This window comes from Paenibacillus sp. FSL H8-0259 (assembly GCF_037963255.1).
Taxonomy (GTDB): domain Bacteria; phylum Bacillota; class Bacilli; order Paenibacillales; family Paenibacillaceae; genus Paenibacillus_AQ; species Paenibacillus_AQ phytohabitans.
In genome coordinates, this window is record NZ_CP150147.1 from 7,022,189 (window position 1) to 7,045,166 (window position 22,978).

Here is a 22,978-nt window from a genome sequence, read left to right on the forward strand (position 1 = left end):
ATGCATAATCCAGGGCTATCGCTCTGCATGATTATTAAGAACGAGGCCCAGCATCTGGAGAAATGTCTGAGATCCGTGCAGGGATTGGTCTCCGAGATCATCATTGCCGATACCGGATCGACGGATGGCAGCATGGAGATCGCCCGCAGGTCCGGTGCCCGGGTCATTGAGATGCCATGGGAGCATGATTTCTCCAAGGCCAGGAACCGGGCACTGCGGCTGGCCTCCTATGCCTGGATTCTGGTGCTGGATGCGGATGAAGCAATCGCAGGCTGGAAGCCGGAAGAGCTGGAGCGGCTGCTGGAGACGCAGGTTGCTGACGGTTATTTCCTGCCTTTTATCCACTATGTGGGTGAGTTCCCTGAAAAGGATTATGTGACGGACAATGTGTGCCGGCTGTTCCGCAATGATGAACGCATCCTGTTTCGCGGCAGCATTCATGAGGAGGTGGCCTCCAGTATCTGGAGCCTTCCGGGAGGACATATCGCATACGCAGCTCTGCCGGTGCATCACTATGGATATCTGGACGGTGAGCTGCAGCGCAAGCATAAAACCAGCCGCAATCTGGAGCTGATCCACTCCGCTCTGAATCTTGAACCCCGCAGCATCCATCTGCGGTACGCACTGGGTACGGAGTATTACCAGCAGGGAAACTACAATGCTGCGGTGGAGGTTCTCCTCCCGCTGCTGGATGAAGTCCCGGCTGACTCCGGATATACCGCTGACCTTTACCTCAAGACAGCCTACGCCTTGGAGGCCGGAGGACGTCCGGAAGAGGCGCAGGCTGTCTACGAGGCCGGGAGCATTCTGTATGCAGATTTCACAGATCTGCTGGAGAGCTATGCCGGACTCCTTCTGGAGCAAGGGGAGTTATGGCGGGCTTACGATCTGCTTCAGCGGGCACTGGACAGCGGTAATACCGCGCATAAGTACCCCTCCTCCTCCGGCAGCGGCACAAGCCGCACCCGCTTGTTCACCGGGCAGGTCTGCGAGCAGCTGTTTCTATATCAGGAGGCACTGGACCATTACAGGCAGGCTCTCGGCTACACCCCTGACGATTCCGCCGCCTGGGCACAGCTTGTACCGCTGTGCCTGCTGTCCGGACAAGAGGAGCAGCTGACGGCCATCACTCTTCAGCTGCTCCCTGCCTTGCCCCAGAGAGTGCTGAGCAGGCTGGTGCCTGCCGCACTCAATGCCCGCGCCGCCGAATGGCTGGCGGCGCTCAGCGCAGCACCGCATCTGCCGGAAGCCATCCGGCAGGTTGTGCAGGTGCTGCTGGGCACGCTGTTCCGGGACCCGGAACAGCCCTGTACCGCATCCGTCCGGCTGGAACGGATGCTGCTGCTGGATGAGCCGGATGAGCCATGGATATCCGGCTATCTGTGGGCCTTGTCCTGCCGCAGCGGGAGCGCTGCAGCAGGACAGTGGCTGGAGCGCCTGGCCCGGAACAGGCCAGGCATTGCTGCTGTGCACCGCTGGCTCGCGCAGCAGACCGCCGGTGCATCAGCTCATCCGGCAGAGCGGGAGCCGGAGCCGCATATGGAATGTAAGGCCGATGAGCCTGCTGAAGCTGCCGGAACTGACAGATGGCGGGAAAGAGGTCCCCGGCATGCTGAATCCGGCAATTCCGCCATCCCGCAGCGCACCGCTGAAGATTACGCAGACAATTCTGTTCCGCCTCCCGGCAGCTCACCACAGCTTGGGCTCAGCGCAGATACACCGTTGAGGTTTCCGGATATTTCTTACGCCGCGCAGCTGCTGGTCCAGGCAGGTGCTTGGGATACACTGCTCCTGTTATTCAAGCCAATGGAAGCTTCACGTTTCCATTGGAGCCGCTTGCCCCAGCCTCTGCTGCACGGGCTGCTGCACGCGCCTGTTCCGGTCAAGAAGCAGTGGTGCACTATGTATACCGGGCAAGCTCATTTTTACAGCTCGCCCGGCGATGCTGCCGAGTGGCTGCTATACGCAGCAATAGCTGATTCCTGCGGGCTGATCCCCCGGCTTGACCCCGCTGACGAACAGGCGCTGCGGCAATCCGGCGGACCTGCGGTAGCCATTGGCCTCAGCTACCACAAGCTGCTGCTCGCAGCCAAGGTTCACCCGCAAGGAATACCTGTCGTTTCCGGCAGCATCCCCTGGCTGCTGCTTGTAAGGTCCGCCCTCCAGGCAGCACCGTGACACGGACCGTAGCTACCAGGAACCGCTTCTGTATGCACATCTCTCACAACATTGATAGAACTTAAAATTTATAGAAACTGCTAAAAGGCCTCGTAACACTCTATGGGCCTCAGCGACACTCAGCATCACTCAGCATCACTCAGCGACACTCAGCATCACTCAGCACACTCAGTAATACTCAGCACACTCAGCAACACTCAACCCTACTCTATACCGGCTGTCATCAGCTGATTGCATGACGCACGATAGATAGAAATGCAGATAGCCAGCCGCTTCAATCCATTCTGCTTGCACATACAGCAGAATGGAGTCATTTCATCCTTTGAGGACAAGCCCGGTAATATTACTCATTTCCCCATCTCGCCCACTCCTAGCGCAATCAAAGGTATTCGTATCCCCTTATTCCTCACATCGTCCATCTCCAGCACAATCATAAATATTTCTATCTCCCACCCTCCACCCGAAACTCCCAGGGTAACATCAAGAAGTTTGTGTAAAAGCATAGAACAAGCTCCCCGGTTTGTTTAGGCGTAGAGTTAGATTAGCAGTTAGATATACGATTAGATATAACAGTTAGATAATCTGAATTTAGACAACAACCCCGCAAGTTACCGTTCAAACACTGCGGGATAGCGGAATACGTAAATATTTATCACTTTTATTCGTTTCCGGCAACATGGAGACTTCTCAGTCAGCACCACTGACCTAAATGTTGTACGTTATGCAACTTCGAGCTATAGATAACTGGGTATTTGGAAGAATTGTTGTAAGAAATACAACAATTCTCCTGCTAAACCGCTTGAAAAAGGAAAAATCCTGCATTTTATACAACATTTTCGGATTTGAGCCGATATCCTGAGAAAAATGTTGTATTATGTGCAGGATTTTATAAAAATTACGCTTTCCACCGCAGAAAGCGGGCGGATGAACCGGGGAATTCCTGCGGCAACTGCAACCGTCAGGAGGTCCAGATAATCGCAGGGTGTAGAATTAGTTTTATAAGCTGCAACCTTAAGTCCAGCCAATAGAGATTTACAGTTAAGTATTCAGTTAGTTTTTCAGTCAGAATTTAAGTCAGATGTTCAGTTAGTTGTTCAGTTAGTTATTCAGTTAGTCGTTCAGTTAGATGTTCAGTCAGTCGTTCAGTCAGGCACCCAGTTACTCCCAGGCTCCCGCACCCTATTCCCTCCACTCCACCAGCCGGGGATGCTCATCCAGAATGGAGCGGTACTGTTCGAGGCTTCCCCATTTTCCTTCGGGGTCAAGCTCCATGTAGCGGTCGTATTTGCGGCGCAGCTCTTCGGGTTCCAGTGCCCAGCCGTAGTGCTTCACCCGCAGCTCGGCCAGGAAGCCCGGCAGGACCGCATAGGACAACGCCAGCCGGGGGACATGGTGATCCATCCGCGGGGTGTAATAATAGAAGCCGGGCAGATAGCGGACCAGTGTGCGCGTGTGCTTCATGTGGATATTCCAGTGCTCATCTTCCCGGTAATGGGTCGTGCCGCCCCAGAAATCAAACAACCTGAACGCTACCCAGTCGTAAGCGTCCTGATCGATCAAACGCCGCATTTCCTGCTTGGCCCGGTCTTCATAGAATTCATCCGCATCTACGGACAGCAGCCAATCCGGACCGGTAGATACCGCCAGATCCCAGAGCGTCTTGCGCAGCTCCCATTCACGGCCGAAGATGGAGTGCTCCAGTGTCACCAGCTTGCTAACCTTGGCAAAAGAGTTGCACAGCCGTACCGTACCATCCGTGCTGCCGTCGTCCACTATTACGATATCGTCGACAAATTCGCTCAGCTCTTCCAGCACCTGCTCCAGATAACGGCCGGTTTCATTACGCACCTGCATCATCGCCGTCAGGCGGTTGCCGGATGCCTTGCGCAGCGGTTCATGCATGCTCTTCGCCATCCATTACCCTCCCTCTCAAGCCTTGTACGGCTTCTTCCATATCGGCCATTTCCGCAAACAGCTGTCTGGCTCCCTGGTCCGCTCCCGCCGAACGAAGGAAGCTGCGGATAGCGGCATGCCGCCGGCCATACAGCAAATGCAGTGTCCCTTCAATCACCGGAAGCTGCACTGCATCCTCAAAGGCCGGAGCGGTGCCCCCCGCAAGCCCCGGAATCTCAGGAGCCCCTGCTATTCCTGCTATTCCTGCAAATCCGCCCAGCCCAGTATTCTCCGCAGCAGCCGTCCCGTCCGCCTCCATTTCCTCATAGAGCTGCAGCGCCTTCTCCCACTGAAAGGTTCCGATATAATTCAACAGCAGCCGCTGCCGGGCTTCCGGCCCGGATAACCGGCTCAGAATCTCATTTGCCGCCGCTCCATCCTCATTTACCGTGAGAATCTCTGCCCGGAGCAGCTCATGCTCCGCCTCGCCGCCACTCAGCCACTGCCTCATCTGCGCAGCCTTCGCCCTTTCCCCGGCCGTAAACGCCGTGATTTCGTATTGCCGGACGGCAAGCTCCAGATTGCCTTTCTTCGCTTCGATCGCCGAGAAGAAACGGTAATGCGAATGCAGACAATCCGTATAATCATGCAGCAGCATCAGCTCAAAGGATTGGGCCAGATACAGCGAAGCGGCTTCATCTCCCCGCAAATATAAATAAGAAGCGGCTAAATAATGCACTGAAGGCTGGAGGGGCATCTTAGCGCACATGGATATATAGAAGGCGGTGCGGTGCCGGCGCTGGATGTCCAGCCAACCGGACTCCCCATCCGAATCAACAGGCGGCTGCCATAATTCCGTAAGCGCCCTGTTCCAGATCGCTTCGTAATCGGACAGGAAGAACAATTGCTCCTCCCGGCGGAGCAGTCCGTAGGATAAGGGCTGGTCTCCGCTGAGATACACAATTCCCTTCCGGCGCAGATTCTGCTCCAGATATATCCTTTCTGACGTGGTTCCCGCCAGATCGGCCTTCGCCGCGAGCAGCGCACTGTATTTGTCCCAGAGAACACTATCCTCCCCTTCCGGACAAAGTTCCAGCAGGGCTACAGTATAAGCAGGCTGCAGCGCCAGCACATCCGGGAGCCAATAAGGCGAAGAGACAAGCAGCGTATATTCTTTGGCATTCAGACTGTACAATTCGGCCAGTGTCACGGACCTGATCCCGCTGCTCCGCTGCCGGGCAGGCGTCATCCGCCCGGCAAAACAGACCTCCCCACGGTCCGGGAGCAGCTCCAGCATTCTTTTATACTCATAATCCTCCCAGGAAACACGGCTAAGCACGATATAGTTCATAAGTGTCCCTCCCCCTCCCCGCCGGGGGCTGACGGATGAAGCTTATGCTGGCTGCCTGCCGGCTCACCAGCATAGCCCACCAACAGATCCGGATCAGGAATAAGCGCCAGACTGCGGAAGAAGCCCTCCCGCTTCATAATCCTTCCGGGCGTGACTCCGCTTCTGTGTGCGATGCGTTCAAGTGGAAGATGCTGCGTAGTCCCGCCTGCCCCAGGCCGCTGCCCGGGTTCTTCCGCTGCATAATCCGCACTGACAACAATATCCGCCCGGCTATGCTGCAGGACTTCCACCAGCTTCTCGATGTAACGGCTGTCATATGCCGCAGAGGCAGATAAGTAGACAATGACTTCGCTGCCATAGAGAGCCGAGATATTCTCCAGCGCGTGCAGCCAGGGCTTCTCGCCATGCACAGTAATCACAGCGTCACGCTCATGCACCGGAAATTCGGGAAAAGACTGGCTCCAGCTGTCCCGGACCCACACCCAGCGGATATTGCTGTAGCTCTGGCCTTCCTGCAGCGTCTGCTGCCGCTCACGCGAATCCGCTGCCGTCCAGTTTTCTTCGAAATAGACAACAGTGGTCACAAGCGGAGTCTCCGCCGTATGCCGGCCCAGCGGAATTGCCGGCTGCGGCAGACAAGCAGACAGATCACCGGGAATCTGGAGCAGACCCGCATCAGCAGGACTGCCCTGCAGATTCCATTTCCGGCGGTATGCCCGCGCCCCCGCTGCAGAGGACGCATTGCCTGCGTTAATCACAGCGCCTTCCTCCAGCGGGTGAAGGACATGCACATATACCGGATCACTGAGCGCAAGACTTGCCCCCTGCATCCGGGCCCGCAGACACCAGTCGGCAATGATCAGCCTGCGCTCCGCTAGTGATGAATCGAAGCCTCCTACCCTCAGCAGCAGCTCTTTTGCTATAAGCAGACAGGACCCGCCCAGTACCTCCGCGTACCTCCACTCCCCTTGCCTTTTGTCCAGGATGTGGGCTGCATAAGCTGACAGTTCAGAGTATCCGGCAAAATGCAGCTGTTCCTGCCCCTCGCCCCGTTCACTGGAGGAACGGGGAGCTACCACGCCCACCGCAGGATCATCAATAGGCGGCCACAGCAAATTGCCAAGCCAGCCGGGAGACACCATCACACGGTCCTCCAGCAGAACGGCAAAAGAGGTCTCAGCATAAGCCAAGGCCTCATTCACCCTATAATTCCCGGCGGCAAAGGGGAGAAATACCAGATTTGGCTCCCCCGAGAACTGCTCTGACAACCATTGCAGCGGAAATTCAGCAGTCATCGGGACCGCAATCAGCCGCACGGTAGAACCGGAGTGCCGGAGCAGCAGCCGCAGGCACTCCGCCGACCACTGCGCATGCCGCAGCTCCACCACAAGCGTAACGCCTCCCTGCACCGGCAGCGGAAGCAGCCCCTCCCGTTCCAGATAGCTGTATCTTCCCGCCAGACGTTCCGTGCTGACAGCTTTAACAGTATTCATGGTTTCAATTGTATGGATTGCATCCATCGCTTCATAGGACATCCAGACTCACACTCCAATGGTCATAACTGTGCTGTCTATAATGTATGAGCGGGATGGGGCAGGTATCACTGTTTATGCCGTATTCGGCAGATAGTATCCGCCAAGCGGATACCCACGTCAAGCTGCGGCGGTCGCTTTTACCACCCGCTGGTCATCACTACCGGCCTGATTCCGCCGGAATCAAATTCCATTCGGTCAATACATAACATACGGTTGCCCGGCTCCGGGTCTCCGATGATTCTCCGGTGATAGACGATCAGCCATTCATCACGGTCAGGAAGATGTAAATATCCGTGATGGCCGGGGCCTTCCGCTAGAGGCTCCTGCCTCTCCAGTATGGTCCCTTTGTTATCGAAGGGCCCCAGCGGATTATCGCTTACGCCATAAGCTACCCGGTAGGTCCCGTTGGTCCACCCGCCCATCGACCACATCAGATAATACAGACCGTCCTTCCTGATCATGCACGGTCCTTCCACATAACCCGGCGGGGTAATAGAGCAGATCATTTGTCCGTCCGGGAAAGGGACAAAGCCCGTCATTTGCTCATTCATCCGGGCCACGTTGCAATGTCCCCAGCCCCCGTAATACAGATAGATTGCACCGTCATCATCCTTGAACAGATGAGCGTCAATGGGCTGTGCGCCGTGAATAAACTTGCCGATCAGCGGCCGGTGGAGGTACCCCCTGTAGGGGCCTTCGGGAGCATCCGCAACGGCAATCTCCAGCCCTCCTGCTTCACCGTCCTTCTGGATATCGTTCGAGGCAAAGACAAGATAATACCGGCCGTTATGCTCAATCTGGGTCGGAGCCCATACCGCTCTCCAGATCCAGGGGAAATCATCCATTTCAATTATGCCCTCATGGACCTTCCAATGGATCAGGTCCTTGGAGCTGAAGGCATCCAGATTCATCTGCCGCGTATATTCCGTGAATGATCTGGTGGCATAAATATAATGCCTGCCGTGATAGGTCCTGGCTTCGGGGTCTGCATACCAGCCCGGCACAATCGGGTTCGTAATTCCTCGCAAGCGAACGCCCCTCCTTTCTCCGCAACCTGCAAATTAACAGCTGTATAGTCCGTTCTCTTCCTGTTCCCGGATCCAGACCTGCATGAAGCCGGATTCTCTGTTGTCCCAGGCGTAATAGGGAATGAACCGGAGCGGTCTGCCCTCTTCATCCCGGCTCTGCAGCACCGTCACTCCGCCCAGCAGCTCCGGCAGGTGTTCCACCCGGAACTTCGCCCGGGGCGGAATGGAGCAGGCATCATAGGACAATCCGGGATGATCCGTCTGCTCCAGACAGTACACCACGGGTCCCCGCTGAACAGCAACCCTCCTTCTGTCCGCCTCCACTTCAGGCTTGGCCCGCACAAGATTCACGGGCATATCCAGCTCAAGCACAACCCTATCTCCCGGCGACCAATGCCGGTTAAGCACCAGATACCCTTGATCCGTCAAGGCTCCGGCCCCGCTGATGCTGACGCCGCCAGCCTTCAGCCGGTATCCCCTGCACCATTCCGGCACACGCAGCCGGATACTGAAGCCGGCACTTGCTGCAGGGTTCACCTCAAGCTCGATCCGGCCATCCCAGGGATACAACGTGCTTTGCTTCAGCCTGACGCCCAGTCCGCTGCCCAGCACAAGCTCTGCCTCGCTGTTCATGTACTGATTGACCACCAGGCCTTCTTCTGCAGTAGCATAGACGTATTGGCCCAGGGAAGGCAGAAAACGGGCCAGATTGGTCGGACAGCAGGAGGTTTCGAACCAGGGCACACGATGATGCCCGCCCTGTGAAGCAAGCGGATTGACATAGAAGTACTTATCCCCGGACAGGGATATTCCGGACAAGGCGCCGTTGTACAGTTCACGCTCTACCACATCGGCGTATTTGCCGTCTCCGAACGTCAGGTTCATCCGGTGATTCCAGAACACCATGGCAATGGCGGCGCAGGTCTCGCAATAGGCTGTTTCATTGGGCAGGTCATAATCAAAGGTGAAGCCTTCATTATGCCTGGACGGCCCAATGCCGCCCGTTACATACATGTTGCGCTCCACCGTGTGGGTCCAGACCCGGTGCAGCGCCTCCGCATAAGCGGAATCCCCTGAAGCATGGACAATATCCGCCATTGCCGTGTACATATACATGGCACGGACAGCATGCCCGGTCACCCGCTTAATCTCACGGACAGGAACATCATCCTGACAATAGGCCGGCCCCCATTCCGGATTGTCCCAGATCGCGCCCGCGCCATATCCATGGCCGCGCTCCTCCAGCAGCCACAGCGCAAGCTTCCAGTAGCGCTCGGCCCTGGTCACGCGGTACAGCTTCACCAGCGCCAGCTCAATCTCCTGATGCCCTTCCACCCAGTGCCGCTTGCCGGGGCCAAACACCTCATCATAATGATCGGCCAGACGGCAGGCCACCTCCAGCAGTCCGCGCTTGCCGGTCGCTTCATAATAGGCAACCGCCGCCTCAATCAAATGGCCGCCGTTATACATCTCGTGCTTCTCCATATCCGTCCATTTGCCCTGCGGATGCTCCAGTGTGAAGTAAGCACTAAGGTATCCATCCGCTTCCTGCGCTGCCGATATCAGCCCGATAATCCGGTCGGCTTCAGCTTCCAGCGCCGCATCCCGCCTGGGCATCAGCGCATAGGCTATGCCTTCAAGCACCTTGTAGACATCCGAGTCATTATAATATTTGCCTTCGTAATGCCCCTCCATCAGGCCCCCGGCCTTGGCGAAGTTATCGATGCGCCCGGTATCCTCACATTTGGACAAGCAGTCCGGCAGAGTGGTCTGCCGGAGCGCGTCCAGGCGCGGCCGCCAGAAATGATCATTAATTGTTATACTCGTAAAAGACACACCCTGCCAGGCATGCAGCTTCGCTTGTTGCTCTGCCATTTCCGTTCCCCGCCTCCTTTATCCTTTTAATCCTGTTAAGGTAATGCCCTCCAGAAAGTAACGCTGCCCGGCCAGAAACACAATGACGCAGGGCAGAACGACGGTGGCCGAGGCCGCCATCAGCAGATCCCACTGCGCGGTGTAGGTACCCTGGAACATTTGCAGACCCAGAGCGAGAGTAAAGAGACTGTCGCTTTTCAGGTAAATCAGCGGGCCCATGAAATCGTTCCAGGAGGCCAGAAAGCTGAATAAGGCAACCACGATGATCGCGGAACGGCTTAAAGGAAAGATGAGCCGGGTATAGATCTGCCAGTAATTCGCCCCGTCCACAAAGGCCGCTTCATCAAAGTCTCGCGGAATCGTCAGATAGAATTGCCGGAGCAGGAAGATATTGAAGATTCCGCCGCCGAAATAAGCGGGTACAATCAGCGGATACAGCGTATCGTATAGACCCATCAGCTGCCAGCCGAGAAAGCTCGGGATAATCGTGACCGCCGCCGGCAGCATCATGCTGGTCATCAGGATGGCAAACACCGTATCCCGGCCCTTCCACTGAATCCGTGAGAATCCGAAGGCCCCGATACTGCTGGTAATTACGGTTCCCACAAGCACCGTAACCACGATGATCAGTGTGTTCTTGAAGAAAACATCGAACGGCAGCACCGTAAGCGCCTTATGAAAATTGCTCCACTGAAACGGCTTCGGTATCCATTCGGGAGGCATGGTGAAAATCTGTGACAAATTCATCAGCGAGCTGCGGATCAGCCAGACAAACGGAATGACGAACATGGCAGAGATCAGGATAAGCGCTCCGTAGCTTGCGGTAAGTGAAAGCTTCGATGGCCTCAAGCGCGGTCCCCCCCTTCGTAATACACCCATGACTTCGAGGTTCTGAAGACGATAAAGGTAAAGAACAGAATAATGATGAACAAGATCCAGGCCAGCGCAGACGCATATCCCATCTCGGCATCCCGGAATCCCGTTCTCCACAAATAAAATACATAGAATAGACTCCGGTTGTTCGGTCCCCCCTGCGTCAGAATATAAGCTTCGTTGAAGACCTGAAAGGAGCCGATTATGGTCATGATTGTATTGAAAAAAATCGTGGGGGTGACCATCGGAACTGTCACGTGGCTCAGCTTGCGGAACCAGCCGCCTCCATCTACCTCAATCGCTTCGTAATACTGCCGGGGAATGCCGGAAAGTCCGGCGAGAAAAATAATTACCGTGCTGCCGATACCCCATAGCGTGGTAAGAACCACTGACGGGATGACACTGCTCTCCCCGTACAGCCAGTCGCTGGTCGGCAGATGCAGCCGGCTGAGCAGCGAATTGATGAGGCCCAGATCGGGATTGAGCAGCCACATCCAGATCATGGCCGAGGCCACCGCCGGAACAATGCTCGGAAGATAGATAATCGTACGGAAGATGGCTCTTCCCTTTACATTGAGATTGAGCAGAAGCGCGATGCCGAAGGAAATAAGAATAACTGCAGGCACACGCAGCACGACGAAATAAAAGGTGATTCCCAGCGATTTATAGAACAGCTCATCCTCACCTGAGAACAGCCGCACGAAATTATCCAGACCGACAAAAGATGTCTGATCCTTGAACACATTATAGTTGGTCAGGCTGAGCACCAGGCTTGCGATCATGGGACCCAGCGTAAAAATGGCAAATCCAAGTATGGCGGGGGCGGTGAACAGCAGCCCATAGAACATTCCCTTTCGCATACCGGCCTCCAGTCTCGAATTTCGCAAGTAGAAACGGCTTTGCCGTCCTTTAGACGGACGGTACCGTTTCAGCGTGAAATAGAAGGATAATTTAAAGCGTAAGCATATAAATTCTTATATTTGCAAAAAGAACGGCGAACGAGGCATCGGACGCCGCTCCTTACTGCTAGTTTCGCAGTTGATTATTCCTTGATATCGCGGCGTCCCTTAACTTGGGCCTGGGCCTTTACGGCAATCGAGTCCATCGCTTCCTGGGCGGTTTGCTGGCCGAGCCATACCTTATCCAGGGCGGGATTAACCAGATCCATAATATTGTTGAAATTCTTCACATAGCCGGTCGGCGTCTGGTGCCCTTTGGTCAAGATTACATCGACGATGGCTTCTTTATAGCCGGAGGGTCTGGCATCCAGATTCTCTGTCCATTTGGCGAGCAGCGCCGGATCGGTGTACCAGTCCTTGGGAGAAGGCATCCATGTTCCGGCTGTAAGCATATCAATGGAAGCTTCAGGATCGAGCAGCGCCTTCAGCAGCTCCCAGGTCTCCTGTGGATGCTTGGTGGATTTGAAGATCGAGAACATGCCGCAGACCACGGTGGTTACCGGCTCCTTCATTACAGGCATGACCCCGACGTTAAAGTTGAACTTCGACTGGGCGAGGCCTGCGCTTGCCCATTGCCCGTCCACCGTCATCGCTACCTTCTTGGTCTGGAGAGCTACATTCGTTGCCGGAATATTCTTCGACTGTACAGGCGAGGGTGATACATGGTGCACATTCATCAGATCGGCTATTTTCTGGAGGGCTTCAACAGCCTCCGGCTGGTTAAGCGCGAAGGTCTTGCCATCCGCCGAGATGAAATCCCCGCCGTTGGAATAGATAAAGTTGCTGTATACCCCCCACCAGGTGGAGAGATTTGCGCCATATTGCTTAATTTTTTTGGGATCGAAGTCCGGGTCGGCTGCTGTTTTGCCATTGGTGTCCACAGTCAGCTTCTTGGCAACCTCGACGAATTCATCCCAGGTCCAGGCATCCGTCACATTCGACGGGGGAGGCTCTATTCCGGCTTCCTTGAAGATATCCTCATTGTAGAACAGTCCGAAGGATTCCGGCCCTGGTCCGATTCCAATTACATTGCCCGGCTCCAGTGAATAGGTAATATTGGGAACCAGCGTATCCGGACTGATGTCGGCATCCGTATCGAGAAATTCCTGGAGATTATAGAATTTGCCCTGCTCCGCCATCGGAAAGGCAATCGTACCCGATTCCATCATGGCAATATCCGGAACATCATTTCCGGCGACCATGGTCGTCAGCTTGGTATCATAATCAGCGGCAATATGCTGAAGTTCAACCTTGACATTTGTATGCTTGGCCTCGAAATTCTGGATGGCTTTTTTGTAAGGAGCCACTTCTTCCGGTGATCCCCATACAGTCATCCGCAGCGTAATGTTCTCCTTCGATCCGGTATTTCCGGAAGGCGCGGAAGTCTCAGGGCTTGCTGTACCCGACTTCGAGCACGCAGACAGCACAGCAGCTAGCATCAGAATCAGAGCCAATGTAATGAAGACCGGTTTTCTTGGTAGCAACATATTCCGAGCCCCTCTCGATTTCTAAGTTCAACGGGTTCATAGCTGCAGTCTATGATGCCTTTATTATAAATTACAGGATAGCGCTTACATAACCCTAATCTCTTTGGATTGGTGGACTGTGATTGGGTTTACAGCGGGAGTGTAATGGCCACCTTTGTTCCTTTTCCCGGAGAAGAGAAGATGGTGATTCCGTACTCGCCGCCATAGGTCATCTGAATGCGGTCAATGGTATTCTTAATGCCCACGGAAGATGCTTTCTGGTGCAGAATCGCATTTACAGTCGCCTGGCTCATGCCACGGCCGTTGTCAGCCACCTCGTAATGCCGGGTTCTGCCGTTAATCCAGCCGCGGATTCCGATAATGCCGCCCGATTCGGTCTGATCGAAGCCATGCAGAATCGCATTTTCCACAAAAGGCTGGAACAGCAGCCGTGGCACCTCGTATTCGAAGAGCCGCGGGTCCATATCATACTCTACAGTGAACTTGTCCTCGAACCGGATCGACATAATATAGAAATAGTTATTCATCCAGTTCATTTCTTCGGACAAAGGAACGGCGCCCCATGTCTTCCTCGAAGTATAATGCAGCATATTGGACAGGCAGACAAGCATCTTGCTGAGCTCCTGCTGATCATTCTCAATCGCCGTCCAGTTCATCACATTCAGGGTATTGTACAGGAAATGCGGATGCATCTGCATGTTCAGCGCCTGAATCTCGGCTTCCTTTTCCTTCAGCTTGGTCTCGTAATTCTCTGTCACGAGCAGATGGATCCGGTCATTCATCCGGTTAAAGCGCTGCGTCAAAATGCCGAACTCATCGTTGCTCACCACATCCACCCGGGTCTGGAAATCGCCTTCGCCCACCGATCGCATCGCGCTTAACAGCCGCTTGATCGGTTTGGTGATTTTGCCGGCTATGAAAAAAGCGAGGATAAGCGCCACAATCCCCATCACAACGGCCATGACAGTAATGGAAGCGCGGATCACCGGCACAAGGCTGCTCACCAGTCCTGCTTCCGGAATCCACACGACAGACATCCAGCCGGTAACCTCCGAGCGGTCAAAGCAGACGATCACCGCTTTACCGTCCAGCGTCATTCTCCGCGCCCCGCTTTTCTCCTGCTGCAGCTCGTCCAGCCACGCCTCCTTATAGGTCTGCGCAACAGCCCCCGGCTCACTGCTGGCGACCACCTTATCATGCGGATCGAGCACCATATAGCGCGAGCTTCCCGGTATACTGTCCTCATACAAGGATTTAAGCACCTCGGATTTGAAGCTAATGGCAAGTACAGGGCGTTCCACCCCGGCATCCATTTTCTCCAGCTTCGTATTGCTTAGATAGGTGAAATCAAGCACGCGTGTGGCCGAGAACAAATAACGGAACTCCAGATTCCCGTCCTCCAGATAAGGCTGGTTGAACATAGATACGAAATCATAGGTAGGAATCCATACCAGCTTCCCCCCTGCCTGCCGGGCCAGATCGTATATATCCGATTGAACCGGGTCTCCTTGCGGCAGCGTTTGTCCGAAGGTAAAGTATGAGGTCCATAGCTGGTAGGCATAGATATCCTGGTTCTGGGAAAAGGTTTTGCCGAGCACTGCCGTCACCTGCCGGTCCGCTGCAAAAAGCTCCACTTGGTTCGCGGGGTCCAGCTGGCTGAAAATTCGGAACAGATCCTTATCGAGAAATAAGGACATGCTGTTCTGGTCCACGATCCGCAGCTTTGTGTCCATGACTTCATTATTTTTTTTGACAATCTCATACACATTCTTCTGCGCCTGCTCCGTGATAATCTTCAGGCTGGTCCGGTAGAACAATGCCCCCAGTACGAGCAGGGGAACCGCGATCAGCAAGATGTAGCTTGCCAGCAGCCGGTAACGGAAGGTGATCTTCATGCCTCCCGTTTCCTTTGCGAAAGTGCGTGCTTATAAGCTTTTGGCGACATGCCATGATATTTCTTGAATACACGGCAAAAATATTTCGTATCCTGAAATCCGCATTCCAGGGAAATTTCGTATACTCTGAACTGCTCCGCTGCAAGCAGCTCTTTGGCCCGCTTCATACGGACCGCCGTCACATGCTCGGAGAAGGTTTTGCCCGTCCTGTTCTTGATCAGCGTACTGAAATAGGAGGGGTTAAAGTGGAAATGCTCGGCTGCCCGTTCCAGGGTAAGGTTCTCTTTCGTATGCCCCTGTATCCAGCCCAGGCATTCCGCGATGACCACCTCACTCTTATCCTGTCTGGATAAGGCCAGGGCTAGATGCGCTTCCCGGAGCGCATGGTTAAGTTTGGTCATTAATTCCTGATATGAACGGCATGAACGGATAAGCATCGTGGCCGTATCGGTCAGCATCTGCCCCGTCTTTTTGTCCAGAATATCCTGATGGTCACTCCGGATCTGCAGCAGCATCAGCGAGGCCTGCTCCTTCAGCAGCATGGGACTGGCCTGTCCAGCGTCCGCGAGCTGATAGACGGTCTCAGCGCAGACCTCCTGAACAAGGGCAGCATCGTCCATTTTCAAAGCATCATACAGCCTGCCCCAGTCAGGAGCTCCAGCCCCGGGTGTTGAAATAAGCTCATCCGCAAAAAGCAATCCCTGCCGGAAATCGTAGAAATTGTAGCTGTTGGCCGTCCTGGCTGCAAGATACGACCGCGGCGCTTCGGCAAGCAGGGAATGGCATTGCGGCCCAATCCCGTGGGCAAGCTGTCCCGCATGCGCCCACTCAGCCGCTAAAGACTGGGCGATGTAGCGGGCCTCCTCCCGCTTGCCTTGGGTAAGCGCTTCCAGCGTAATCAAGGTCACGGCCGCCTGAACGCCGTCCTCCATCATCCCGCTTAAGGGAACGGTTATGGCCTCCCCCCACTCAGACCAGGCCTGCTCCAGAGAGCGGACGAAAGAGCCGCTGTCCTGCTGTTCCCCGCTGTCCCGGCGGTGCTGCAGCTCCGAATACACAGCTACACCGCTCTCCCGCATCCATTCATAACGGTTCAGCTCCTCCAGCTCCTCCGGGGCCGCACTGCCGTTCAGCCAGGACAGTATCAACCGGCTCAGGTAGGCGGAAGAAGCCAGCTTCAGGCGGTGCTGCAGCTCTTCCTCTTCGCGGTACTGCTGCTGTTCCGCTGTCAGCTGAAGGTCGATCCGGCTTAAGACCTCCGCAATTTTCCCAATCTCCACCGGCTTCAGCAGGTAATCAAAAGCGCCGTGACGAACCGCCTTCTGCGCATACTCGAACAGATTGTAAGCGGATACCATTACAACCCTGGTTTTAATGCCTTCTACCTTAAGCCGTTCCAGAAATTCAAGTCCATCCATACCAGGCATGCGGATATCCGTCAATATGGCTTCCGGGCCGTGGGCTTTCACCAGTTCCATGGCCGACAAGCCATCCTTCGCCGCCACCACCTGGTCCTCCGGCCGCAGCCGCCCAATCAGATTGACCATCCCTCTGAGATGTCTGGGCTCATCATCCACGATCAATATTCTCACTATGCTCAGCCCCCCGAATTGGTTTGAATTACATATCAGCCGCATCTTTGCCCTTATTATAAAAGCCGTTCCGGCTTATTCATAGTGCATTAATATTGGATTGGTGGACTATTATTGGGAGCGTGCGCGGAGTCCGGGAGAGAAGCTGTTTCTATGCCACGTTAAGAGAGGCTACGTTCCTGATACGTAAACAGCAATCTGGTACGATGTTTTCACTGTTCTATGCCGCGTTAAGAGAGGCTAACGTTCCTGTCCGAGCAAATACAGAAGAGCCGCCCATTTCTTTGGCGACTCTTGCTTGCAAATTATAGTCTTTTTTATTCTCACTTAAACGCCCGCAGGCCCGCATTATCGCTGTCCCTGACCCTTCAACGTAAGCAGTGGATTTTCTCCACTTAATCCTTCCAGTTTGCTTGCCTTATAAAAATTAATTGGATTTATGACACTTAATCCTGTCTATATCCCCGCCGTCAGCGAATCCGGCTGAAATTAAGTGCCGTTTTTCCAACTAAGTCACCGGAATCAGAGATTCTGCCAACAGCAGATGGATTTTTTCCACTTATATGTTCTACCAATCTATATCCCATTACTCTCCGCCGCCCGCATTGGCCCCGGCATTCCCGGCGTTTGTGCTAGGCGCAGAGTTGCCGCTCCCGGCCGGTGTGTTATTCTCTCCGCTGTTCGTATTCCCGGCTCCCCCGCTTCCCTCAACAGCTGTACCGTCCGCACCGGTGCCGCTCTTCTCTGTGTTCAGCGAAGGCGCCGGAATCGCGATTCCAGGTGCGCTGCTGCCGTTCTCGCCGACAGGCTGGCCCTGATTGTCGTAATAGTACATCGGGACATCGCCGACAACCATCAGGTAGGAGACAGGAATTTCTGTGTCCACGATCTGCGGCTCCATATCAAACGGAATGACAACCGCTACCTCGGTAACAATATGAATAAAGACTTCAACGAGAATCATGTTGATGCCGGCATTTTGCTGCCGCGTGTTCAGTTCCACCTTTACCGCGCCCTGCGGTTCGATTTTGATCGGAATATCCGGCCCAAATGAGGCAATCAGCGGACTGCCCAGCGCCTGGCCCAGCGGAATATGCTCCGTCTGGTTATGCAGCTCCTGCAGCGTGGACTGGATGACTTCGGCCGCCTGTGAAGTAATCCGCATATGCTCCTTATAGTTGAGCATGAACCCGGATATTTTGCCGTTCTTATCCGTCTTCCAGTCAATCAGCGCTTCCGCGTTCCCACCGTCCGCAACCTGGGAAGTAATCGCCTTGTTAATGGATTCCGTAGCGATTTGCTTCACCCGGATCTGCGCCAGATGGAGGATCGGCGGCTTCAAATGCTGCTCCACATAACGCAGCCCCTGAAGCACAGCCAGAATCAGCAGCAGGCTCAGGATGATCCAGAATCTGCCCCGGCGGCGCGGCTTCCGGCCTTTCCCGGCCACGGCCTCCTGCTTCTTCCCCTCCCGGCCGCGGAACAGGCTGAATCCCCCGCTCCGGCTGGCTTTGCGCCAGACACGGTAGCCCGGAGCGCCTGCTCCCGCACCGGGCGAAGCCGTCTCATAACCCGCTTCTTTCCTGTCCGGCCGGATTCCCGACCTAGAAGGCTTCGCCACGAATACACTGCCCCGGCTTGATGCCCCCGCCCCGGACCTTGAAGGTTTCGCCGCGAATCTTGCTCCCGAACCCGGCGGCCGGAAGACTGCCTTCGACGGTTTGGCCTTGAACGCCGGGCTGCGCCCGGCCGGTCTCGGCAGCCCGCTCCAGCTGAACCTCGGCAGACGCAGACGCCCGAAGATTGATACGCCTGCCCGCCGGTTCCCCCATTTTCTGATTCTGCCCATGCCTTGCAGTCCCTCCCGACATTCCTGCGGTCAAGCCGCCCATGTACTATAGGCTATTCGGGACGAACGCAAAATAACCCCACAATGTGGGAAAGCAGTGAAGACACTTATCCTTTTTAACCGAAAATGAGCAGTTCCCGGTGTAACACCGAAGAACTGCTCTACGCTTCTACTTCCTTTTATCCTTTATATAGATTGAACTGGAATTTGAGTTGGAGAAGGGAGTGACGGAGGGGAATTTTGGAACTGTAGGAGCGGAAGCGTCCGCCTTTGTCTACGGATTTCTACCGCTAAAGGCGGTACAAATCAAGAAATCTGTAGACAACAGCGGCCGGAAGTCCAAAATATTCACCGCAGTTACGAATACTTCTTTACTTAAAATCTTAAGTTTAATCTATATTGCCTCCTACCCCATCCGCTTACGCTTATCCTCCTGCAGATGCCCCCAGTGACGGCGGACAAAAATAGCGATCAGAATTACCATAAACACCGCATACCACGTAAGGAATCCGTTCCACTCCTCCCGGGGGACAATCAGCGAGGAGCTGATCGTTCCAAACAGCCAGATGTAAGACAGATTCCCAAGCACCGTCCCCCAGATAAAAGCAGCAGGTTTAATCGGAGAAACGGCCGACATCAGATTGATAATATTGCTCGGCACAATCGGAATCGTACGCAGCAGCACCAGGGTCCAGATGCCGTAGCGGTCCAGATACATCTGCCATTTGTCATAGCGCTTCAGCTTATATCCCCATTTCCGGTCAAACCACTCCGAAAGATAGCGCCGGAACAGGAAGTAGACGAGCACCGCACCAATATTACAGGCCAGCCAGCTGACAATCATCCCGCCAATAACATTAAATACAGAGACGTGAAGCACAATCAGGATCGCTAGTGGGAAAAATCCGAATAAACTTTGCAGTACCGCCAGCGGAACGGTAGCGAATAGAATGGAAGGGCCGCTCAATCCAAGACTCTGCAGCAGCCAGTCGATCCAGGCATTAATGGTCTCGGTCACGGAGTTCTCCCCTTTCCTGACTCCTTGCAGCAGCTGTCTCCTGATTTCATACTGAACATAAGGGAATCGCTCATTAACGTTTGTTTCGTGAATCTCAAGTGGAAACGGCGTTGCCGTCCTTTAATAAGGACGGTACCGTTTCAGCGAGAAAGATAAGGAACATTTATTACGCGAAGCATATACATTCTTATCTTTTCAAGAAAAACACCCCTCTCGGGGTGTTTGTTGAATGAGTTTGCTTATGATATGTACATCTAAAGAACAGTCGTTAGCGTACAAGTTACAGAATTGTAGCCTATGTTCTTTCAATCATAGCACACATCGATCTTCTCTGCCAAATAGCTGATTCGCTGAACAATCTCTACAAATTCACTCCGGTAATCCACTCATTCACCTTGGCTTCATTGTTATCGACCCAATCTTTGGCCGCTTCCTCCGGCGATTGTCCGCCTTGAATCTTGACCATAACCTGAGCCATATCGTCTGCGGTCCATTTGAATTGGCTTAGGAACAGATACACATCGGGCATATCATCCTGCAGGCCTTTTCGTACCATAGTATGGATCTGCTCAGCACCGCCGTATACATTCTTGGGATCATCCAGATATTTCAGGTCCATATTCGCGAACATCCAGTGCGGGGTCCAGCCGGTAACTACGATCGGTTCATTGTTGTCAAAAGCTTTCTGCAGCTCCTGTGCCATCGCCGCCGAAGAGCTCTCTAGCAGCGTATAATCGCTTAATCCGTACGCTTCAATTGCCGCTTCAGTAGCCGTCATAATTCCGGCACCCGGTTCAATTCCGATAATCATGTTATCCAGCGAAGCCGCAACCTCCGCATTGTTCAGATCCTCAATGGAATTGATATCCATATAAGCAGGAACGGCAAGTCCAGTCTTCGTTCCATCCAGATTCACACCGGCATCTACGATATCATTGCCGTATTTCTCCAGATAGGAAGCATGGGTACCCGGCAGCCAGGCGGCTACCATCGCATCCGCACTTCCGTCAGCAATCCCTGCCCACATTGGACCGGCATCGACCTGGAGCATTTCTACCGTAACGCCAAGCTTCGATTCCAGTACTTCCTTAACCACGTTCGTGCTGGCAATTTCCGAATCCCAGGCTACATAAGCCAGCTTCACCGAAGAATTATCCTTGGACGAGCATCCGGAAATAACAACAACCATCATCAATAGCATAATCAAGCCAAGCTGGCTCAGTTTCATCGATTTAAATTTACTCATATGAATTAAACACTCCTCTATCCTTGTTGTTTGGGCTTGAACAGCTTCTGGGTCAGACGGTCCAGCAATATCGCAATAATAACAATGGCAATCCCCGCTTCGAAGCCTGCCCCCGTCTTGGCCTGTGATACCGCACGGTACACATAGGCTCCGACACCCTGGGCGCCGATCATGGACGAGATTACGACCATCGACAGTGACAGCATAATGGTCTGGTTAATACCGGCCATAATAGTCGGCAGGGCAATCGGCAGCTGCAGCTTGAACAGCTTCTGTCCTGCTGTGGATCCGAAGGCATCCGCAGCCTCCACCAGCTCCGGCGATACCTGCCGGATACCCAGGTTCGTTAGACGGATGGTTGGCGGGATAGCAAATATAATAGAAGCAATCACCCCTGGCACTACACCCAGAGAGAAGAACGATACCGCAGGCAGCAGATATACGAACGCCGGCATCGTCTGCATAAAGTCAAGTATAGGCGTAGCAATATTCTGGAAGGTCTTGCTCTGCGCACAGAGCACGCCCAGCGGAACCCCGATAATTACAGCCAGCAAGGAAGCCGTCAGCACAAGGGCCAGCGACTGCATTGAGGGGTCCCATAATCCGAGATTATCAATCAGCAGCAGCCCGATCACTGCGAACAATGCCATCCGCCATTTGCCGATCCAATATGCCAGAGCGGCGATAAGTATGGTCAGCACAATCGCGGGCAGGAATGTTAGCGCCGCATCAATGCCGCTTACCATTCCGCCGATCACAGCATGAATGAGATCGAAGAAGGGGCCGAAATAAGTTGTCAGCCAGTCTTCGAGCCATTCTACGCCCTTTCCGAGCGGTATTTTGGGTAAATTCATGAACCAAGCCCTCCTTCCGGAACCGCATTACCGGCAAGTGCGGACAGCACGGCTCCCTTGATGACAATGCCCTTCAGCTTGTCACCCTCGTCTACTACGGCAACCGGCAGATGCGTCTCCGACATCATCTCGAACAGGTCATTCAGCAGGGTATCCGGCCGTACACGGGGAATCTCCCGCTGCATGACTTCCAGAATGCTCCGGTTCTCTTTCAGTGCCTGTGCCGCATTCTCCGCTGTAATTACACCTTGGAGCTTCATTTCATTATCCGCCACATACAGGCTGGATACTCCGCTGTCCCGCATAAGCTGCAGGGCTACCCGGGGTCCGCGTTCCGGACGGATCATCTCCGGCTGGCGCATGACATGAGCGGCTGTCAGCACCTTGGACAAGTCGACGTCCTCAACGAATCGTTCTACATATTTATTCGCAGGCTGAATGAGGATCTCTTCCGGCGAACCGATCTGGACAATGACGCCGTCCTTCATCAGTGCAATCCGGTCACCAATCCGCAGCGCCTCATCGAGATCATGCGTGATGAATACAATGGTCTTCTTCACCCGGGCCTGCAGCTCCAGCAGCTCCTGCTGCATATCCTTGCGGATCAGCGGATCAAGCGCACTGAAGGCCTCATCCATCAGCAGGATATCCGGATCATTGGCCAGCCCTCTGGCCAGACCGACACGCTGCTGCATGCCGCCGCTCAGCTGATCCGGCCGGTGATGCTCCCAGCCCTTAAGGCCGACCAGCTCAAGTGCCTCCATGGCAAGACGGGTTCGCTTGCTTTTCTCCACACCTTGCACTTCCAGTCCGTATTCAGCATTGGCCAGCACACTGCGGTGCGGGAATAACGCGAACTTTTGAAAGACCATGCCGATATTCTTGCGCCGGAACTCTCTTAGCTGCTCCGGATTCATCTGGACAACATCCTTGCCCTTGAACAATACCTGGCCCCCAGTGGGCTCAATCAGCCGGTTCAATAACCGGACGAGCGTGGACTTACCGCTGCCCGACAATCCCATAATGACAAATATTTCTCCTTCTTCAATGCTGAATTCGGCTTTATTCACGCCAACCGTCAGCTTGGCTTCCCGGGCAATCTTCTCTTTGGACCAGCCTTGTTCTAATAATGGAAGTGCCCGTACCGCATCATGACCGAATACTTTGGTAAGCTGTTTCACCTCTATAATTGCCATGGTGACCTCCTTCTCTCCCCTTAATATTTCAGGTTAGTTCTCCTGACCTAGTGTAACGGACTTGTGAAAAGAGACGCAAAGCGCATATTCGCTTAAAATTTAGTGTACAGTTTTAACTTTACGAACTTTACGTATAGAATACTCTGTTT

At 54.2% G+C, this 22,978-nt stretch carries 17 protein-coding genes; 1 reads left to right on the plus strand and 16 read right to left on the minus strand.

The genetic code is table 11. From position 1 onward, the window contains the following. Complete coding sequence (locus tag NSU01_RS30075; protein ID WP_076248732.1) at positions 1-2,178, plus strand: glycosyltransferase; 2,178 nt, start codon at positions 1-3, stop codon at positions 2,176-2,178. A 347-nt stretch (positions 2,179-2,525) separates the two neighbouring features. Here the strand turns inward: NSU01_RS30075 and NSU01_RS30080 are convergent, their stop codons facing one another. From NSU01_RS30080 to NSU01_RS30155, 16 genes are all read right to left on the minus strand, one after another. Further along, positions 2,526-2,681, minus strand: coding sequence for a hypothetical protein (locus NSU01_RS30080; RefSeq protein WP_179093657.1), 156 nt, complete (start codon positions 2,679-2,681; stop codon positions 2,526-2,528). Positions 2,682-3,357: 676 nt separating this feature from the next. After that, positions 3,358-4,092 carry a glycosyltransferase gene (locus NSU01_RS30085; RefSeq protein ID WP_246354564.1) on the minus strand — a complete coding sequence of 245 codons (735 nt, stop codon included), beginning with the start codon at positions 4,090-4,092 and terminating at the stop codon, positions 3,358-3,360. Further along, positions 4,073-5,422, minus strand: coding sequence for a hypothetical protein (locus NSU01_RS30090; protein ID WP_076248734.1), 1,350 nt, complete (start codon positions 5,420-5,422; stop codon positions 4,073-4,075). Before NSU01_RS30090 ends, NSU01_RS30085 begins: the two co-directional genes overlap by 20 nt. Continuing rightward, positions 5,419-6,957 carry a glycosyltransferase family 2 protein gene (locus tag NSU01_RS30095; RefSeq protein WP_076248736.1) on the minus strand — a complete coding sequence of 513 codons (1,539 nt, stop codon included), beginning with the start codon at positions 6,955-6,957 and terminating at the stop codon, positions 5,419-5,421. The genes NSU01_RS30090 and NSU01_RS30095 overlap by 4 nt, the downstream gene beginning before the upstream one ends. A gap of 137 nt (positions 6,958-7,094) precedes the next feature. Further along, positions 7,095-7,985: a glycoside hydrolase family 43 protein gene (locus tag NSU01_RS30100; protein ID WP_256704062.1), complete on the minus strand. Its 891-nt coding sequence runs from the start codon at positions 7,983-7,985 to the stop codon at positions 7,095-7,097. Between the two features lie 33 nt (positions 7,986-8,018). Beyond that, entirely contained in the window at positions 8,019-9,860 is a 1,842-nt protein-coding gene (locus tag NSU01_RS30105; protein WP_083705767.1) for a beta-L-arabinofuranosidase domain-containing protein, read from the minus strand. An 18-nt stretch (positions 9,861-9,878) separates the two neighbouring features. Continuing rightward, positions 9,879-10,709 carry a carbohydrate ABC transporter permease gene (locus NSU01_RS30110; protein WP_039307165.1) on the minus strand — a complete coding sequence of 277 codons (831 nt, stop codon included), beginning with the start codon at positions 10,707-10,709 and terminating at the stop codon, positions 9,879-9,881. Further along, entirely contained in the window at positions 10,706-11,593 is an 888-nt protein-coding gene (locus NSU01_RS30115; protein ID WP_039307163.1) for a sugar ABC transporter permease, read from the minus strand. Before NSU01_RS30115 ends, NSU01_RS30110 begins: the two co-directional genes overlap by 4 nt. Positions 11,594-11,775: 182 nt before the next feature. Next, entirely contained in the window at positions 11,776-13,179 is a 1,404-nt protein-coding gene (locus NSU01_RS30120) for a sugar ABC transporter substrate-binding protein (protein WP_083705768.1), read from the minus strand. 128 nt (positions 13,180-13,307) lie between these two features. Then, positions 13,308-15,074 (minus strand): sensor histidine kinase, encoded by a 1,767-nt coding sequence (locus tag NSU01_RS30125; RefSeq protein WP_076248738.1) that lies wholly within the window; start codon positions 15,072-15,074, stop codon positions 13,308-13,310. Next, positions 15,071-16,666 (minus strand): response regulator, encoded by a 1,596-nt coding sequence (locus tag NSU01_RS30130; protein WP_076248740.1) that lies wholly within the window; start codon positions 16,664-16,666, stop codon positions 15,071-15,073. The genes NSU01_RS30125 and NSU01_RS30130 overlap by 4 nt, the downstream gene beginning before the upstream one ends. A 586-nt stretch (positions 16,667-17,252) precedes the next feature. Further along, a complete protein-coding gene (yunB, locus tag NSU01_RS30135) occupies positions 17,253-18,116 on the minus strand; it encodes a sporulation protein YunB (protein WP_042141648.1) in 864 nt (287 codons plus the stop codon). Between the two features lie 805 nt (positions 18,117-18,921). Then, positions 18,922-19,533: a VTT domain-containing protein gene (locus NSU01_RS30140; RefSeq protein WP_042139861.1), complete on the minus strand. Its 612-nt coding sequence runs from the start codon at positions 19,531-19,533 to the stop codon at positions 18,922-18,924. Between the two features lie 361 nt (positions 19,534-19,894). Then, complete coding sequence (locus NSU01_RS30145; protein WP_256704063.1) at positions 19,895-20,779, minus strand: glycine betaine ABC transporter substrate-binding protein; 885 nt, start codon at positions 20,777-20,779, stop codon at positions 19,895-19,897. 17 nt (positions 20,780-20,796) lie between these two features. Continuing rightward, complete coding sequence (locus tag NSU01_RS30150; protein ID WP_039305343.1) at positions 20,797-21,633, minus strand: proline/glycine betaine ABC transporter permease; 837 nt, start codon at positions 21,631-21,633, stop codon at positions 20,797-20,799. After that, positions 21,630-22,829, minus strand: a complete 1,200-nt coding sequence (locus NSU01_RS30155) for a glycine betaine/L-proline ABC transporter ATP-binding protein (RefSeq protein WP_042139862.1) — start codon at positions 22,827-22,829, stop codon at positions 21,630-21,632. Before NSU01_RS30155 ends, NSU01_RS30150 begins: the two co-directional genes overlap by 4 nt. Positions 22,830-22,978: the final 149 nt, after the last annotated feature.

What these genes read in the sequence shown, in the direction of transcription:
- NSU01_RS30075 (WP_076248732.1), top strand. Translation starts at nt 1, where the DNA reads ATGCATAATCCAGGGCTATCGCTCTGCATGATTATTAAGAACGAGGCC.
- NSU01_RS30080 (WP_179093657.1), bottom strand. Translation starts at nt 2,681, where the DNA reads ATGCTTTTACACAAACTTCTTGATGTTACCCTGGGAGTTTCGGGTGGA.
- NSU01_RS30085 (WP_246354564.1), bottom strand. Translation starts at nt 4,092, where the DNA reads ATGGCGAAGAGCATGCATGAACCGCTGCGCAAGGCATCCGGCAACCGC.
- NSU01_RS30090 (WP_076248734.1), bottom strand. Translation starts at nt 5,422, where the DNA reads ATGAACTATATCGTGCTTAGCCGTGTTTCCTGGGAGGATTATGAGTAT.
- NSU01_RS30095 (WP_076248736.1), bottom strand. Translation starts at nt 6,957, where the DNA reads ATGTCCTATGAAGCGATGGATGCAATCCATACAATTGAAACCATGAAT.
- NSU01_RS30105 (WP_083705767.1), bottom strand. Translation starts at nt 9,860, where the DNA reads ATGGCAGAGCAACAAGCGAAGCTGCATGCCTGGCAGGGTGTGTCTTTT.
- NSU01_RS30115 (WP_039307163.1), bottom strand. Translation starts at nt 11,593, where the DNA reads ATGCGAAAGGGAATGTTCTATGGGCTGCTGTTCACCGCCCCCGCCATA.
- NSU01_RS30120 (WP_083705768.1), bottom strand. Translation starts at nt 13,179, where the DNA reads ATGTTGCTACCAAGAAAACCGGTCTTCATTACATTGGCTCTGATTCTG.
- NSU01_RS30125 (WP_076248738.1), bottom strand. Translation starts at nt 15,074, where the DNA reads ATGAAGATCACCTTCCGTTACCGGCTGCTGGCAAGCTACATCTTGCTG.
- NSU01_RS30145 (WP_256704063.1), bottom strand. Translation starts at nt 20,779, where the DNA reads ATGAGTAAATTTAAATCGATGAAACTGAGCCAGCTTGGCTTGATTATG.
- NSU01_RS30150 (WP_039305343.1), bottom strand. Translation starts at nt 21,633, where the DNA reads ATGAATTTACCCAAAATACCGCTCGGAAAGGGCGTAGAATGGCTCGAA.
- NSU01_RS30155 (WP_042139862.1), bottom strand. Translation starts at nt 22,829, where the DNA reads ATGGCAATTATAGAGGTGAAACAGCTTACCAAAGTATTCGGTCATGAT.